At 72.2% G+C, this 15,582-nt stretch carries 16 protein-coding genes, 1 tRNA gene and 1 pseudogene; 10 read left to right on the top strand and 8 right to left on the bottom strand.

The window, feature by feature from the left end:
* Positions 1–9: 9 nt before the first annotated feature.
* The 3 genes and pseudogenes from AOM46_RS30375 to AOM46_RS35720 form a co-directional block, all read right to left on the bottom strand.
* The gene (locus tag AOM46_RS30375; RefSeq protein WP_199824092.1) at positions 10–1,701 is read right to left on the bottom strand and encodes a hypothetical protein; all 1,692 of its coding nucleotides are present in this window, start codon (positions 1,699–1,701) and stop codon (positions 10–12) included.
* 465 nt (positions 1,702–2,166) lie between these two features.
* Complete coding sequence (locus AOM46_RS30370; RefSeq protein WP_062217817.1) at positions 2,167–2,376, bottom strand: DUF397 domain-containing protein; 210 nt, start codon at positions 2,374–2,376, stop codon at positions 2,167–2,169.
* A pseudogene (locus tag AOM46_RS35720) lies at positions 2,373–2,477 on the bottom strand (DNA-binding protein); the annotation flags it as partial. The gene AOM46_RS30370 and the pseudogene AOM46_RS35720, both read right to left, overlap by 4 nt.
* Positions 2,478–2,705: 228 nt before the next feature.
* Here AOM46_RS35720 and AOM46_RS35715 point away from each other — a divergent pair.
* Entirely contained in the window at positions 2,706–3,125 is a 420-nt protein-coding gene (locus AOM46_RS35715) for a hypothetical protein (protein ID WP_062217814.1), read from the top strand.
* Complete coding sequence (locus tag AOM46_RS35710; RefSeq protein ID WP_234314124.1) at positions 3,103–3,390, top strand: tyrosine-type recombinase/integrase; 288 nt, start codon at positions 3,103–3,105, stop codon at positions 3,388–3,390. Before AOM46_RS35715 ends, AOM46_RS35710 begins: the two co-directional genes overlap by 23 nt.
* Positions 3,391–3,463: 73 nt before the next feature.
* On the opposite strand, the gene AOM46_RS30355 is transcribed toward AOM46_RS35710, so the two are convergent.
* Positions 3,464–3,537: transfer RNA gene (locus AOM46_RS30355), tRNA-Pro, on the bottom strand.
* A gap of 74 nt (positions 3,538–3,611) precedes the next feature.
* Complete coding sequence (locus AOM46_RS30350) at positions 3,612–5,048, bottom strand: lipase maturation factor family protein (protein WP_062217811.1); 1,437 nt, start codon at positions 5,046–5,048, stop codon at positions 3,612–3,614.
* 137 nt (positions 5,049–5,185) lie between these two features.
* On the opposite strand from AOM46_RS30350, the gene AOM46_RS30345 reads away from it, so the two are divergent.
* From AOM46_RS30345 to AOM46_RS30320, 6 genes are all read left to right on the top strand, one after another.
* Complete coding sequence (locus tag AOM46_RS30345) at positions 5,186–6,169, top strand: acetylxylan esterase (protein ID WP_062217808.1); 984 nt, start codon at positions 5,186–5,188, stop codon at positions 6,167–6,169.
* Between the two features lie 126 nt (positions 6,170–6,295).
* The gene (locus AOM46_RS30340) at positions 6,296–7,903 is read left to right on the top strand and encodes an ABC transporter substrate-binding protein (protein WP_062217806.1); all 1,608 of its coding nucleotides are present in this window, start codon (positions 6,296–6,298) and stop codon (positions 7,901–7,903) included.
* Positions 7,904–7,920: 17 nt separating this feature from the next.
* Positions 7,921–8,886 carry an ABC transporter permease gene (locus tag AOM46_RS30335; RefSeq protein ID WP_062217986.1) on the top strand — a complete coding sequence of 322 codons (966 nt, stop codon included), beginning with the start codon at positions 7,921–7,923 and terminating at the stop codon, positions 8,884–8,886.
* Positions 8,887–8,891: 5 nt separating this feature from the next.
* Positions 8,892–9,779, top strand: coding sequence for an ABC transporter permease (locus tag AOM46_RS30330; RefSeq protein ID WP_062217805.1), 888 nt, complete (start codon positions 8,892–8,894; stop codon positions 9,777–9,779).
* A 98-nt stretch (positions 9,780–9,877) separates the two neighbouring features.
* Positions 9,878–10,789: an ABC transporter ATP-binding protein gene (locus AOM46_RS30325; RefSeq protein WP_078857356.1), complete on the top strand. Its 912-nt coding sequence runs from the start codon at positions 9,878–9,880 to the stop codon at positions 10,787–10,789.
* The gene (locus tag AOM46_RS30320; protein WP_062217800.1) at positions 10,776–11,429 is read left to right on the top strand and encodes an ABC transporter ATP-binding protein; all 654 of its coding nucleotides are present in this window, start codon (positions 10,776–10,778) and stop codon (positions 11,427–11,429) included. Before AOM46_RS30325 ends, AOM46_RS30320 begins: the two co-directional genes overlap by 14 nt.
* A gap of 6 nt (positions 11,430–11,435) precedes the next feature.
* Here the strand turns inward: AOM46_RS30320 and AOM46_RS30315 are convergent, their stop codons facing one another.
* The gene (locus tag AOM46_RS30315; RefSeq protein ID WP_062217797.1) at positions 11,436–11,636 is read right to left on the bottom strand and encodes a hypothetical protein; all 201 of its coding nucleotides are present in this window, start codon (positions 11,634–11,636) and stop codon (positions 11,436–11,438) included.
* Between the two features lie 167 nt (positions 11,637–11,803).
* On the opposite strand from AOM46_RS30315, the gene AOM46_RS30310 reads away from it, so the two are divergent.
* Both AOM46_RS30310 and AOM46_RS30305 read left to right on the top strand, forming a co-directional pair.
* On the top strand, positions 11,804–12,940 hold the full coding sequence (locus AOM46_RS30310) for a sensor histidine kinase (protein WP_062217795.1): 1,137 nt from the start codon (positions 11,804–11,806) through the stop codon (positions 12,938–12,940).
* Positions 12,937–13,590, top strand: coding sequence for a response regulator transcription factor (locus AOM46_RS30305; RefSeq protein WP_062217792.1), 654 nt, complete (start codon positions 12,937–12,939; stop codon positions 13,588–13,590). The genes AOM46_RS30310 and AOM46_RS30305 overlap by 4 nt, the downstream gene beginning before the upstream one ends.
* A 115-nt stretch (positions 13,591–13,705) precedes the next feature.
* Here AOM46_RS30305 and AOM46_RS30300 read toward each other — a convergent pair whose 3' ends face one another.
* Complete coding sequence (locus AOM46_RS30300; RefSeq protein ID WP_062217790.1) at positions 13,706–14,521, bottom strand: SAM-dependent methyltransferase; 816 nt, start codon at positions 14,519–14,521, stop codon at positions 13,706–13,708.
* A gap of 100 nt (positions 14,522–14,621) precedes the next feature.
* Complete coding sequence (locus AOM46_RS30295; protein ID WP_199824091.1) at positions 14,622–15,497, bottom strand: helix-turn-helix transcriptional regulator; 876 nt, start codon at positions 15,495–15,497, stop codon at positions 14,622–14,624.
* Positions 15,498–15,582 lie beyond the last annotated feature (85 nt).

Below are 15,582 nucleotides of genomic sequence, written 5' to 3'. Positions count from 1 at the left end.
TGACCGATCTCACGGCAGGGGAGGCGGGGGCAGGTTGTGTGGGGTGAGGTGCAGCCGCAGGCGGTGAGTGTGGTCGGGGCCGATCCGGAGCAGGAACTGGCCGTCGAGCAACAGCGGTTGGGAGCGCAGCACGGTGTAGACCAGCGCTGCGGCAAGGCCCGTGTCCAGCTCCTTCGACTCGCCGGTCACCTCGACGTTCCGGCCGTCGCACAGCCCGATGAAGTGACGGCCGGTCCAGCCGAGTTGAATGGCGGCGGCCCTGCTGCCGGGCAGTAGGGCCAGGGTGCGCGCGGTCCATGCCTGGGCCTCGGCCTCGTCCGCCGCGGGCTCCTGTCCGATGACCACGCTCGCGCTTTCGGCGATCCGTTGGTCGGGCTCGCTGTCCAGGCAGGCGAGGTGGACGACGTACCGGTCGTCCGCGACCGCCAACTCGTCGAAGACCGCGGCCGGGTGGCGCCACACGGTCACCTCGGGCCGGCCCTCCACCGTCGACATCGAGGTGGTGACGATCCACGATCTGACCGTGGTGGCCTGCGGTTTGGCCACCGGCAGGGTCGGCCGGGGGAGTGGCGAGCCTGGTTCGGCGAGATCGAGGAGACGGTAGATCGCGGTGCGCAACCTGGAGACCGCTTGGCCGGGGTCGGCGAAGGCGGCCCGCCGCACCTCCGTGTACTGTTCCGGCCCCTGTTCGCGGATGGCCTCATCGACCTGTTCGGCGAGGCCCGCCTTCGTGCTGAGTCGCGGCGCCACCTCGCCGAGCCGGTCCACGGCGGTGCCCGCGACGACCTCCGTGGCGCCGAACGTACCCAGCAAGGTCGGCTTGCCCAACGCGGCACCGTACAGGGTCACGGAGCCGTGGTCGCCTATCACCACGTCCGCCCCGACCAGTGCCGCTCGCCAGGCGTGCACGGTCGGCATCAACAGCAGACCGGCGTCCAACGCCGGTGCCAGCAGGGCCCGTATCTGCCAACTCCCATGTGCCGCCCAGATATTGGGATGCAGGACGGCCGCCACCCGATACTCGTCATAAGGCAGCCGCGCGAGCAGCCGGCTGGGCAGCCGAGGATCCGAACCCAGCAAGGACTCCGGGCCCCACGTCGAGCTGAGGACCACCAGGCGCTTGCCGGCCGGGACCCCCAGGTTCCGACGGAAGGCCGACGCCTGATGAAGGCTCGTCCTCAGGTCGTCGAAACAGGGGTCACCGATGAGGAGCGTCCGGCCCTTGGTCGCGGGGTGGATCTCCTCCAACTGCCTCTGCTGGTCCGGATGCGAGATGGCCAGCCAGGCCCGCCCCGCCTCCAGGAGCCGATCCGACACAACACCGGAAACCCTGACCCCGGGGCCCCGTTGTGTGGGGACGAACTTCTGGAAGCCAACGCCATGGGGGAGAACCAGCACGGGACAGGAGGCGCCTTCGACGGGCACGTTCTCGCTGGCCGAGAGGATCAGATCGGGCTGGATCTCCGCCAACCGGGAGACCGGCAGTACGCGACAGTCGTTCTCCTCCAGCAGCTTGCGGACACCGTCGTGGAAGGCGGAGGTCGGATCGTGGGCGAAGACCACCGCGATCCGAGGATCGCCACGCACCACGGTCGGCAACGTTTCCAGGATGCGGACGACCGAGGTGACCGTCCGCGCGACCACCGCGATCGTGCGCTCCTGCGGGAACGTTCTCCACTGGGCCGCCTCCGCGCCGACCACCGCCCGGAGTGGCCCAGCCGCTTTACCCCCCACCGTCACTCCGAACTACCACCGAGGCGCGCCGGATAAGGGCATAAGCGGGCTCCGGGCTCCGGGCTCCGGGCTCCGGGCTCCGGGCTCCGGGCTCCGGGCTCCGGGCTCCGGGCTCCGGGCTCCGGGCTCCGGGCTCCGGGCTCCGGGCTCCGGGCTCCGGGCTCCGGGCTCCGGGCTCCGGGCTCCGGGCTCCGGGCTCCGGGCTCCGGGCTCCGGGCTCCGGGCTCCGGGCTCCGGGCAGCGTCGCTAGCACATGTCAAAGCCGGCTACAACCTTTCGGAATGGAACGGGCGCTCGGTTCAGGCGCCAGCCCGTTGGGTCCAACGGCAAGCAGGCGTCCCATTTCGGCCTTTGCAGTGTTCGATCCAGTCAGTTGCCCCACCGCATCGCGCGATGGGGCGACCCTGAGCGCGCGCACAGCCTGTGAGGTGCTTAGACGGCGCCCATCTTCCCGGCCTTGACGCTTGCTACGAACGACGAGAACGCGGCAGTGGTGAAGCTCAGCGTCGGACCATCGAGGCTCTTGGAGTCACGGACCGGAACGGTGCCGCGCGTCGCGGCGAAGTTGTCGGCGGCCTCCACGCAGGCGCCACCGTTGTTGCTGTAGGAGGACTTGAACCAACGAGGAGCTTCGGACGTCACGGGGTGCCCTTTCGTAACTGCTGGATCGCGGCGACAGAGGCTGACTGCGACAGCGCTTCCGCCTGTAGTTGATGGTATGCCGCGAGCATGGGCACCACAGACGGGCCGTCGCACTTCCCGCCTCCCCAGGGTCCTCCCTTCGTCGTTCTGGCTCCCCGCATCACGCGGTACAGCGCCTCTGACCTACATGCCTGGATGGAATCACGCCGCATCGTTCCGGGTAATGCCGATTGAGCGCGAAGCGAATCGTTCCCCTCGGCATATCTCTGTCGGCCGACATCGAGTTCCGCCCCGATCGCCCACGCCCCTACCGCGCCCGAGTGAGGTGGGTGGACCCGGAGTCCAAGAAACGCCCCTCCCTCTCCGATCGGGGCGGACTGATCGAGGCCGACCCAGCCCGGGTGACCGGCTGGCAGCGCGAGTTCCGCCAGGCTGAAGACGAACTCGACGATCCTCGCGCCCTGGCGCTGGAAGACTGGGACGCTCTGGACGAGTTGGCCAAGGCCCTCGTCGCCCGCTCCGCCGACCACTACCAGGGGTGGGGTGACGTCTTACGCTTCGCCGCCTGCAGGGCAGCGCGCATCGGTGAGGTCTCCGGCGTCCGGGTCCTGGACATCGACCGTTCACGGCGGATCCGGACCGTCTGTCGGCAGACGACCCCCGGACCGGGCGGTTTGCTAGACAAGGGAACCAAGGGCAAGCGGCGGTGCCACGCACTGGGACGAGGTGGTCGTCGCGCTCGGGTATGAGCACCTGCGCCGGCATGACCTGCGGCACACCGGGCTGACGTGGATGGCCGACGCCGGGGGCAAGGTGCACGTCCCGCGGCAGATCGCCGGGCATCGGTCGCTGGCCACCACGCAGCGCTACCTGCACCCGAGCAGCGACTCGATTCTTCAGGCGGGGGAGGCGCTCAACAGCCATCTGACGGCGCGTCGTCCGGGCGCGGACCCCGCTGGTCCCCAGGTGGTCCCCAAGGCCGGAACGCGGGGGCATCTGCGGGTGGTGCGGTGATCCATGATCAAGAATGGAGAAAGGCCCGCTGAGCTGGGAGGAGAACCTCCCGCTCAGCGGGCCTTCAGCACCGTCGGGACGGCGGGATTTGAACCCACGACCCCTTGACCCCCAGTCAAGTGCGCTACCAAGCTGCGCCACGTCCCGGTGCCCGTCTGATCTGGGGCTTTGCCCTCGATCACCGCGCAGCAGAACCATACCGCATTCGTCGGGGTGCTCGCTCACCCCGCTGGTGGTGGCCCCTGGGGCGGGAGGTGGTCGCCGGCGGGGGTGCGGTGCCACCAGGCGCCGGTGGTGCGGCGTTCGGCCCGGTTTGTGAAGCGGTACCGGTAGAGCCGGGCGCGCACGAAGGTGGGGGGCCGGTCGGGGAAGGGGTTGTGGCGGAGCAGGCGCAGGGTGGCCCGGTCGCCCTGGAGGAGGCGGCTGACCAGGGCCCGCAGCCAGGGGCGGGGGTGGCGGGGGGTGAGCGCGGCGAACCACATCAGCCAGTCGAGGCGCAGATGGAAGGGCGCGAAGGGGCGGGGGAGGCGGTGGACGTCGCCCGGTTTGCCGTGGAACTCGTAGGCCCGCCAGACGGTTGACTCGTCCGGCGTCGGATCGTCGGTGCCCTCCAGCACGATCTCGTGCCGCAGCCGGGTCACGGTGCCGAAGGCGCCGTAACTGTTGAGCAGGTGCAGCGGGTTGTGGCGGACGTTCATCCGCTGGCGGGGGGAGAGCAGGTTGCGCACCGGCCGGTGGCTGAGGGCGAGGCAGAGCGCCGCCACGGCGAGGACGGTCGCGGTGAACCAGCCGGGCGCCGCCGGTTGGTCGGCGGGTGGCGCGGGGAGGGGGAGGTGGCGGGCGGCGAGTGCGCCGTCCACGGCGGCCAGGGCGAGCAGCACGGTCAGCCAGTTGAGCCAGGCGAAGTTCCCCGAGGCGATCAGCCACAGCTGGGTGACGATCACCGTCAGGGCGATCCAGCTGGCGATCGGCTGGGGGAGGAACAGGCCCAGGGGCAGCAGGAGTTGGGTGATGTGGTTGGCGGCGGCCTCCAGCCGGTGCAGCGGCGCCGGCAGTCGGTGGAAGTACCAGCTGAGCGGTCCCGGCATGGGCTGGGTCTCGTGGTGGTGGAAGAGGCAGGTCAGCCGCCGCCAGCAGGGGTCGCCGCGCCATTTGATCAGCCCGGCGCCGAGTTCGACCCGGACCACCAGCCAGATGATCAGATAGAGGGTGACGGTCGGCGGGGCGATCTCGTCGTTGCCGAGGAAGACCGCCAGAAAGCCCGCCTCCAGCAGCAGTGACTCCCAGCCGAAGGCGTACCAGTCCTGGCCGATGTTGACGATCGACAGATAGAGCAGCCAGGGCACGGCCCACAGCGCCATGGCGGCGGGCAGTGGCACGGCGTCGGCGAGGCCGGCGGCCAGCGCGGCGGAGAGCGCGGCGCCCAGCCGGGCGACGCCGGCCAGCAGACGGTCCGAGTAGTGCCAGTGGAAGAGGCTGGGCGCCTGTCGGAAGGAGATCCGGCGCAGCAGCGCGGGCGCCGGGGTGAGGCCGGCCTCGCCGGCCAGCACCCGGAACTCGCGCAGGGCGGAGAGAAACGCCAGCAGATAGACGAGGGCGAGCCCGCGCTGGAGCACCAGCCGGCTGAGCCAGGCGTCCGGATCGGCGACGAGGTCCATGGTCCGTGGGTACCACGGCGTCTCCCCCCGGGCACGGACGTGGACAGCCGTTGACCGGGAACAGCGCACCACGTAGCTTTCCGGCGTTGATCAGGCACCGGCTCGTGGGTGGGTCGGCGGGCACGAAAGGGCTGGCCATGGCGCTGACCGATCTGTCGTTGGAGGAGCTGGGCCGCTATGACTCGGGGGTGGCCGCGCCGGCGGACTTCGCCGAGTTCTGGGCCGGGACGCTGGAGGAGGCGCGGGCCGCCGGCGCCGGGCAGGAGGCCGAGTACCGGCCGGTGAGCCCGGTGCGGCTCGCCACGGTCGACGTCTTCGACGTGCGGTTCCCCGGCTGGGGCGGGCAGCCGGTGGCCGCATGGCTGCTGCTGCCGCGCGGTGCGTCGGGGCCGCTGCCGACGGTGGTCGGCTTCCAGGGGTACAGCGGGGGACGCGGCCTCTATCTGGAGCGGCTGCTGTGGGCCGCCGCCGGCTACGCCCAGCTGGTGGTCGACAGCCGTGGTCAGGGCCACGACACCCCCGATCCCGATCCGGGGACGGGCGCCCAGTGGGTCGGCGGGTTCATGACCCGGGGGATAGCCGGCCGGGAGGACTACTACTACCGGCGGTTGATGACGGACTGCGTGCGCGCGGTGGACGCGGCGCGCGCCCATCCGGCGGTCGATCCCGAGCGGGTGATCGTGGAGGGCGGCAGCCAGGGCGGCGGTCTCGCGTTGGCGACCGCCGGACTCGCCGGGGACGCGGTGGCCGCCGCGCTGGTGGACGTCCCGTTCCTGTGCCACTACCGGCGCGGTGCCGATATCGCGGGCGCCGGGCCCTACCAGGAGTTGGTGACCTATCTGGGCAGCCACCAACGGGTCGCGCCGGCCCGGGTGTTCGACGTGCTGAACTACTTCGACGGTCAACACTTCGCGCCGCTGGCGAGCGCGCCCGCGCTGTTCAGCGTGGGCCTGATGGACCCGGTCTGCCCGCCGTCCACGGTCTATGCCGCCTACAACCGCTACGCGGGGGAGAAGGACATCACCGTCTGGGAGTTCGGCGATCACGGGGGCGGTCGCGCCTCGCAGTCGCTGGCCCGTCTCGACTGGCTGGCGGAACGGGGGCTCGGCGGCGCGCGCTGAGCCCGTTCGTCCACGCCGACCAGCGATCGGACACCTCTGGACAACTCCACCCGAGCACCTGTTTTAATTGCGCCCTAGTTGCGAAGTATTTGCAACAACACAGGGCGATCAGCAGGGGTGTGAGTGATGACGGTCCGCAGGCGGTACGGCGGGGGCGCCGTGGCAACGGCGGTGGCGGCCCTGGTGGCCACCGCCGGGTGCTCGGCGCCCAGCGACGACGACGGGGACGAGGGCGACGGCGGGGGCGGTGGCCGGGACAGCGTGGTGATCGGCATAGCCAACGAGCCCGAGACGCTCAGCCCGCTCCTCGGCTACGGCAAGGACGGCAACTCCAAGATCTTCGACGGCCTGTTGCGCCACGACGACCAGCTCGGCCTCGAACCGGCGCTGGCCACCGAACTGCCCGAGGTCAGCGAGGACGGCCTCACCTACCGCTACACGCTGCGGGAGGGAGTGACCTTCAGCGACGGCGAGCCGTTCACCGCCGCCGACGTGGTCTTCACCTACGAGACCATCCTCGACGAGGGCACCAACAACGCCGCCAAGGGCGAGCTGGACGCGATCGAGAGCGTGGTGGCGGACGGCGACTTCGGGGTGGAGTTCACCCTGGAGTACCCGTACGCCCCGTTCGCCGAGCGCACCGTGCTCCCCATCGCCTCGGCGGCCGCCGCCGGCGACCAGGACGTGAACACCGGCGCCTACAACACCGAACCGGTCGGCACCGGGCCCTATCTGCTCACCGACTGGTCCCCCGGCGAGCGCATCTCGCTCACCGCCAACCCGGACTACTGGGGGGGCGAACCCGAGGTCAAGCGGGTCACGATGGCCGTCATCCCGGACGACGACGTGCGCGCCACCCGGCTGCGCTCCGGCGATCTGGACGCGGCCGTGCTGCCGCCCAACCTCGCCGAGGGCTTCGCCGACGAGGACGGCATGACATCCGTCAACGCGGAGAGCGCCGACTTCCGCGCGGTCACCCTCCCCTCGGACAACCCGGTCACCGGCGACCGGGCGATCCGCCAGGCCCTCGATCTGGCCGTCAACCGTGAACTGATGGTGGACAGCATCCTGTTGGGCGCCGGGCACCCCGCCTACAACGCGATCCCCACGGCCAGCCCCTGGTTCGCCGAGGGCACCGAGCGGGAGTTCGACCCCGAGGAGGCCGGGCGCATCCTGGACGAGGCGGGCTGGCAGCTGGACGGCGACACCAGGGTGCGGGACGGCGAGCGCGCCGCGTTCACCCTCTGGTACCCGGCCGGCGACCGGCTGCGCCAGGAGCACGCCCTGGCCTATGCCTCGGACGCCAAGGACATCGGCATCGACATCACCGTGGAGTCCGGCTCCTGGGAGATCATCGAGGGCCAACTCGCCGAGGACGCCGTGCTCTCCGGCGGCGGCGACCCGGCCGACCCGGACTTCCAGCTCTACACCCTGCTCTACTCCGAGCTGGCCGGCAACGGCTACAACAACATGGCCCACTACCGGAACACCGCCGTGGACGAGCAGCTGGACATCGGCCGGCGCAGCGGCGACCAGGCCGAGCGCGAGGCCGCCTACGAGGCGGTGCAGCGGGAGCTGGCCGAGGACCCGGGCTACACCTTCCTCACCCATATCGACCACGTCTATGTGATGGCCGACGCCTGGGACGGCGTCACCACCCAGGTCGAGCCGCACGACCACGGCCTGGGGCACGGCCCCTGGTGGAACGTGGAGGAGTGGCGGGTCCGTTCGTGAGTGTCCCCTGGGCCGCGATGGCCCGGCTCTCGGGGCGGCGGCTGCTGGCCGCCGTCCCGGTCCTCGCCCTGGTCACGCTCGGCATGTTCGCCGTGGCCGCGGCGTCCCCCTTCGACCCGGTGCGGCGCTATGTGGGGGACGGCACCTCCGCCTCCCAGGAGACGCTGGACGCGCTGCGCGCCAACCTCTCGCCCGACGGCACCTTCGTCGAACAGTGGTGGAGCTGGCTGGGCTCGGTGCTCGGCGGCGACCTCGGGCAGTCCCTCTCGCTGCGCCAGCCGGTCTCCCAGGTGATCGCCGAACGCGTCGGCTGGTCCCTGCTGTTGTGCGGGGTGGCCTTTGTCGCCTCGGTACTGCTGGGCACCGCGCTCGGCGTGCTGGCCGCCCGCCGGCCCGGCGGCTGGCTGGACCGGGTGGTCACCTCGCTCAGCTACACCCTCCAGGCCGCGCCCCCGTTCTGGCTGGCGCTGCTGGCCATCTGGCTCTTCGCGCTCCAACTGGACATCGCTCCGGCCGGCGGGCTCACCGAACCGGGCAGCGACGCCGTCACGTTCGGCGGGCTGGTCAGCCATCTGGCGCTGCCCGCCCTGGTGTTGACCGTCTCGCAGCTGCCGTGGTTCGTGCTCTACGTCCGCCAGGGCGTCTCCGACGCGCTGCACGAGGACCCGGTGCGCGGCGCCAGGGCGCGCGGCGTCAGGGAACGCACCGTGCTGACCGGGCACGCGCTGCGCTCCGGGCTGCTGCCGGTGCTCACCCTGGTCGGCACCCGCATACCCGAGCTGATCACCGGGGCGCTGCTGGTGGAGACCGTCTTCAGCTGGCCCGGCATCGCCTCCGCCACCGTGCGGGCCGCCACCGCGACCGACTTCCCGCTGCTGGCCGCGCTGACCGCGCTCTCCGCCCTGGCGGTGCTCGCCGGCAACCTGCTGGCCGACCTGCTCTACGGGCTGGCCGACCCCCGCGTCGACCACAACGAGATGTGAGCGCCATGGCCAACGAAACCCTTCCCGCCGCGCCCGCCCGGTGGCGCTCCCCGGGGGACGCCCGCCGGGGCACCAGAACGGTCCGCCGGACCGCCTCGGTGACCCTGGTCGCCGCAGCCGTGCTGGCGGTGCTGCTGGTGCCGCTGTTCTTCCCGCTCGACCAGCAGGCGGTCGACCTCACCGCCAAACTCCAGCCGCCCTCGGGCGAACACCTCTTCGGCACCGACGACATGGGCCGCGACCTGCTGCTGCGCAGCGTCTACGGGCTGCGGGTCTCGCTGCTGGTCGGCCTTGTCGCGGCGCTGGTCGCCTCCGTCATCGGGCTGGCCCTCGGCACGCTGGCCGGCGCGGTCGGGGGGCGCGTCGACCGGCTGCTGATGCGTCTGGTGGACACCTTCACGGCCGTGCCGCATCTGCTGATGGGCATCTTCATCGTGGCGATGTTCCGGCCCGGCGTCTGGCCGGTGGTGGCGTCCGTCGGGCTGACCCACTGGGTGTCGACGGCCAGGATCGTCCGCGCCGAGGTGCTCTCGCTGCGCTCCCGCCCCTATCTGGACGCGGCCGTCTCCGGCGGCGCCTCCCGCTACCGGGTGGCCGTGCGCCATCTGCTGCCGGCCGTGCTGCCGCAGGCCGGGCTGGCCGCCGTGCTGATGGTGCCGCACGCGGTGTGGCACGAGTCCGCGCTGTCGTTCCTCGGCCTGGGCATCCCCGCGCACCAGGCCAGCCTGGGCACCATGATCAACGGGGCCCGTGGCTCGCTCTCGGCCGGCGACTGGTGGCCCACCCTCTTCCCCGGCCTCTTCATCGTCGTCACCACTCTCGCCATCGCCGGCCTGGCCGGCGTCTGGCGGGAGCGGATCAACCCGCGCCGCCGATCGGAGCTGGTCCTGTGAGCGAGACATCCACCTCGACGGCACCCTCCCCCCAGGAGTCGGCGCCGCCCGCCCGGCCGACGCTGCTGAGCGTCGACAAGCTGTCCGTCCGCTTCCGGATGGCCGGCGGCCGGCCCGTCGCCGCCGTCAACGAGGTGTCCTTCGAGCTGGCCGCCGGCGAGTGTCTGGCGCTGGTGGGGGAGAGCGGCTGCGGCAAGTCCGTGCTCGCCGCCGCCCTGCTCGGCCTGCTGCCGGCCAACGCGCAGACCCAGGGCAGCGCCCGAATCCTGCCCGAGGGGCCCGAGTTGCTCTCCGCGCCCGAGGCGACGCTGGCCCGCTCGGTGCGCGGGCGCCGCCTCGGACTGATCCCGCAGAGCCCCGCCAACCACCTCACCCCGGTGCGCACCGTCCGCTCCCAGCTGGAGGAGACGGTCAGGGAGCTGACGGACGTGCCGCGCCGCGAGCTGCGGGACGCCGCGCGGCGGGCGGCGGAGCGCGCCGCCTTCCCCCTCGACCATCTGGACCGCTATCCGCACCAGCTCTCCGGCGGCCTCGCCCAACGGGCGGCCACCGCCCTGGCGTTGGTCGCCGACGCGCCGCTGCTGATCGCCGACGAGCCCACCACCGGGCTCGACCGCGATCTGGTCGACCGCACCGTCGGCGAGCTGCGCCGCCATGTCGACGACGGGCACGGACTGCTGATGATCACCCACGATCTGGCGGCCGCCGAACGCATCGCCGACCGGATCGCCGTGATGTACGCCGGCCGGATCGTCGAACTCGTCGACGCCGCCGCGTTCTTCGGCGCCGCCGGACCCCGCCACCCCTACGCGGCCGGGCTGCTGGACGCGCTGCCCGAGCGGGCGTTCACCCCGATCCCCGGGCTGCCGCCCGAGCTGGACGCGCTGCCCACCGGCTGCGCCTTCGCCCCGCGCTGCGTCCGCGCCACCGACAGCTGCGCCACGCTGCCGGAGCCCGCCGACGGCGTCGCCTGCCACCACCCACGGGAGCCCGCCGATGCTCGGTCTTGACGGAATCACCGCCGGATACGAACGCCGGACCCCCGTGGTGCGGGACCTCTCCCTCACCGTGGCCGACGGCGAGGCCGTCGGGCTGCTCGGCTCCAGCGGCTGCGGCAAGTCGACGCTGGCCCGGGTCGCCGCGCTGCTGCACCGCCCCTGGGCCGGCACCGTCACGCTCGCCGGCCGGCCGGCCGGCGGCTACCGCTTCCGCGCCCCGCGCGCCCAACGCACCAGCGTCGGCGTGGTCTTCCAACAGCCCAGGATGGCCGCCGACCCGCATCTGACGCTGCGGCAGCTGATCGCCGAGCCCGCCGCCGCGACCGGGCGCGGCGCCGAGCTGGCCGAACGCGTCGCCGCGCTCGCCTCGACGGTGGGGCTCACCCCCGAGCTGCTGGCCCGCCGCCCGCACCAGGTCAGCGACGGCCAGCTGCAACGCGCCTGCCTGGCCCGGGCGTTGCTGCTCACCCCGAAGCTGCTGATCTGCGACGAGATGACCGCGATGCTGGACGCCTCGACCACCGCGGCGCTGGTCGCCGTCGTCGAGGAGTACCGGGCGGAGCACGGCGCCGCGCTGCTGGCCGTCGGCCACGACCGGGTGCTGCTGCGCCGCTGGTGCGACCGCGTGGTGGACTTCCCGACGGGCGGCTGAGCCGGCTCATTCGAACCGCTCCGAGAGTCCGCCGACCGCCACCCCCAACACGATCAGCACCACACAGACGAAAACCTCGTAGCCGTTCAGGAACCCGATCCGGTGCACCACCGTCCACACGTCGAACCAGTCCCAGAAGTAGTGCACCAGGCCGCCGGCGCCCTGGGTGATCAGCACAAAGCTGAGCAGACCGAGAATCTTGTTCATGGCCGGGACGCTAGGCGCCGCCGGCGGTGCGCCGCTTCGGTCCGAGGTAGCCGGCGGCGCGACCTTGGTAGCGGCCTCTCGACCTTGGTAGCGGTCCGGTCGACCTTGGTAGCCCGCCGGCGGCCGTCCGTCCCCTCGGCGCCGGCCTGCCGGTACCTTCGGACCTCGTGAACGCGTTGATATCCAAGGTCACGGGCCGCCGGTGGCCACCCCGTCAGGCCGCCGTCGATCTGGCGATGATCGGCCTTGCCGCCGTCGCCACGGTGGCCAGCTCCGGGGTGCTGGCGGGCGAGACCCACGACAGCACCCGGGCCGTCGTGCTGGACCAGGTGGTCGCCGGACTGGTCTGCGGCGCGCTCTGGTGGCGCCGCCGCCGGCCGGTGGCGCTCTCCGTGCTGGTGATGCTGCTCGGGCTGCCCTCGCACGCCATGGCGGGCCCTATGCTGGCGATGCTCTTCACCGTGGCCGTGCACTGCCGCACCCGCACCCTGGTGCTGCTGCTCCTCGCCAAGCTCGTCACCATGCCGATCAACGTGGAGCAGCGCCCCGAATCCTCGATCTCCGACGGGCAGTCGGTGGCGTTCATGCTGGTGGTGATGGTGGCGGTGATCTCCTGGGGGCTCTCCGTCCGCTACCGCAGACATCTGCGGGCCACCCTCTACGAACAGGCGCAGCGGCGCACCAGGGAGGCCGTCGCCCGGGAGATGCACGATGTCCTGGCGCACCGGCTGTCGCTGCTGAGCGTGCACGCCGGGGCCCTCGAATACCGGCCGGACGCCTCTCCCGAGCAGGTCAGGGAGGCCGCCGGCGTCATCAGGTCGAGCGCCCACCAGGCGCTGGAGGAACTGCGCGATGTGATCGGGGTGTTGCGGGCCGGGCCAGGCGACGAGCCGACGGCCGTCGAGGGCGCGCGGCCCCAGCCGACGCTGGGCGATCTGCCACGCCTGGTCGACGAGGCGCGCGCGGCCGGCACCGAGGTGCGGCTGGACCGCCGGACCACCGAGGAGCCGCCCCAGGGCACCGTCGGCCGCACCGCCTACCGGGTGGTGCAGGAGGGGCTGACCAACATCCGCAAGCACGCCCCCGGCGTCGAGGCCAGGGTCACCGTGGCGGGCGCCCCCGGCGAGGGCCTGACCGTGCGGATAGCCAACCGGCTGGCCGCGCCCCCGTCGGAGCGGATCCCGGGCGCCCGCGCGGGGCTGCGCGGCCTCGACGAACGGGTGACGCTGGCCGGCGGGCGCCTGGAGCACGGCCGCACCCGGGATGACTTCCTGCTCAGCGCCTGGCTACCGTGGCCCTCATGACGATCAGGGTGCTGCTGGTGGACGACGACGCCCTGGTGCGCTCGGGGCTGCGACTGATGCTGGGCGCCGCCCCCGGTCTGGAGATCGTCGGCGAGGCGGCGGACGGCCGCGAGGTGCCGTCGCTGGTCGCCGAACTCGCCCCCGACGTGGTGTTGATGGACATCAGGATGCCCGGCCTGGACGGCCTGACCGCCACCGAACGACTGCGCCAACGGCCGGACCCGCCCGAGGTGATGATGCTCACCACCTTCCACGCCGACGAGCATGTGCTGCGGGCACTGCGCGCCGGGGCCGCCGGCTATGTCCTCAAGGACACCCCGCCGGAGGAGATCGTCGACGCGGTGCGGCGGGTGGCCGGCGGCGATCCGGTGCTCTCCGGCGTCGTCATCCAGCGGCTGATCGCCCAGGTCGCCGGGCCAGGCCGGCAGCTGCGGCGGGCCCGCCGCCAGCTTGAGGCGCTGCCCGAACGGGAACGGGCGGTGGCGCTGCTCGTCGGACAGGGCAAGTCCAACGCCGAGATCGCCGCCGAGCTGTACATGTCGCTGCCCACCGTCAAGACCCATGTCTCCCGCCTGCTGACCAGGCTGGAGCTCAACAACCGCGTCCAGATCGCCCTGCTGGTCCACGACGCCCGCCTGGCGGACCGGTGACCGGGGCCCGGGCTGCGCCCGGGAGTTGAGTTGGTGGGCACTGGTGGGGCGAGTCCCGGCCGCCGGGCCGGGGAGCCCGGGGCGGTGCCGCCGGTTCGGCCAGGCCGCCGGCGGGCTACCGTTTCCGGGCCACCGCCCCGTACATGCCGATGTCCTCGTCCCGTACGCCGGCCGGTTCGGTGCCGTCGGGGCGCCAGCGGTGCACCTGGGCGACGCCGGGGTCGACCAGGTCCAGCCCGGTGAAGAACTCCTCCGCCTCGGCCCTGGTGCGCAGCCGCATCGGCATGCCCCGCGCCGCGTACTCGCGGGAGACCCGGGCTATCTCGTCCGGCGCGAACTCGTCGGTGCCGATGGTCATCGCCAGGAAGCTGCCGGGGGCCAGCGGCTCCAACAGCCGCCGGACGATGCCGATCGCGTCGTCCTCGTCCAGCACGAAGTGGACGATGGCGATCACCGTCAACGCGACCGGCCGGTCGAGATCCAGGGTCTCCCGCAGCGCCGGGGCGTCCAGGATGCTGGCCGGATCGCGCATGTCGGCCTCGACATAGGCCGTCCTGCCCTCGGGGGAGCTGTGCAGCAGCCCGCGCGAGAGGGTCAGCACGATGGGGTCGTTGTCCATGTAGACGACGCGGGACTCCGGGGCGACCTCCTGCGCGATCTCGTGCAGGTTGGGGGAGGTGGGGATGCCGGTGCCGATGTCGAGGAACTGGCGGATGCCGGCCTCGGCGGTCAGATAGCGCACCGCCCGGTGCATCCAGTCCCGGTTGGCGCGCATATGGATCGGCAGCGCCGGCCACTCCACGCACATGGCGTCGCCGGCCTCCTTGTCGGCCCGGTAGTAGTCGTTGCCGCCCAGGATGTAGTCATAGATCCGGGCGGAGTGCGCGCTGCCGGTGTCGATGCGGTCGGCCGGCCATCCGTTCTCGGACACCGTGGGTCCCTTCGCTGGAAGTCGGTCTGGAAGTCGGTCTGGACGTGGGGTTGGGTATCGGGTCGGGGGCAGCCTCTCATGACGGTGTGTCCCGGCGTCGTCACAGCTCCTTGCGCACCTCGTCGAGGAGGTCGGCGGTGCGGTCGCCCGGGGCGGCCTGCGCGCCGAGCCGGTCCAACACCTCGCGGTAGACCATCACATCGTCCCGCCCGTCGAGGTAGACCGCGCCGATCAGGCTGGTCAGATAGACGATGTCGGGCAGCTCGGGGGCGCGGAAGCGGAAGAGGTGGAAGGCCCCGGCCGGCATCGCCGGGTGCGGGCCACGGGCGAAGCGCATCACCTGGATGGTCACCTGGGGAAGCGCCGTCAGCTCCATCAGATGGTCGATCTGCCGGGCCATCACCTCCCGGCCGCCGACCGGCCAGCGCAGCACCGTCTCGTCGAGCACCACCCACAGCCGGGGCGGGTCGTCCCGGTGCAGCAGCTCCTGCCTGCGCATCCGCAGCGCGACCCGGCGTTCGATGGCCTCCGGGGTCGCGTGCGGGTTCTCCGCGACGATCAACGCCCGGGCGTAGGACTCGGTCTGTAACAGGCCGTGCACGAAGCCCGGTTCGTAGGCGCGGATCTGCCGGGCCGCCTGCTCCAGGCTGAGATACGCCGCCACCCAGTCGGGCAGCACATCGCGGTAGGTGTGCCACCAGCCCTGCTTGTTGGCCTCGCGCACCGCCTGGAGGAAGGTGCCGAGCTCCTCCGGGTCGGTCACCCCGTAGGTCTCCAACAGCCGCTGGACATCGGAGAGTCGGAGCCGGGCGACCTTGGCCGCCTCGATCCTGCGGATGGTGGAGTGGCTGACGCCGAGGGCGTCGCCGGCCTGGTTGTAGGAGAGGCCGGCGCGCTTGCGCAGATCCCCCAACTGCCGGCCGAGGATCATCCGCAGCACGGGGGGCGCCCCGCCCCAGTCCGTTCCTCCCGGCACCCACGCCTCCTCACGATCCGTCTCCGACGGCCACGTTGTGCCACCTCGACACCCAGCCTAGAGTCATGACAGTGGCGATATGCAA

The sequence above is a fragment of the Streptomyces sp. NBRC 109706 genome (genome assembly GCF_000974485.1).
Taxonomy (GTDB): Bacteria; Actinomycetota; Actinomycetes; order Streptomycetales; family Streptomycetaceae; genus Streptomyces.
This window is presented reverse-complemented; position numbering and strand designations above follow the sequence as displayed.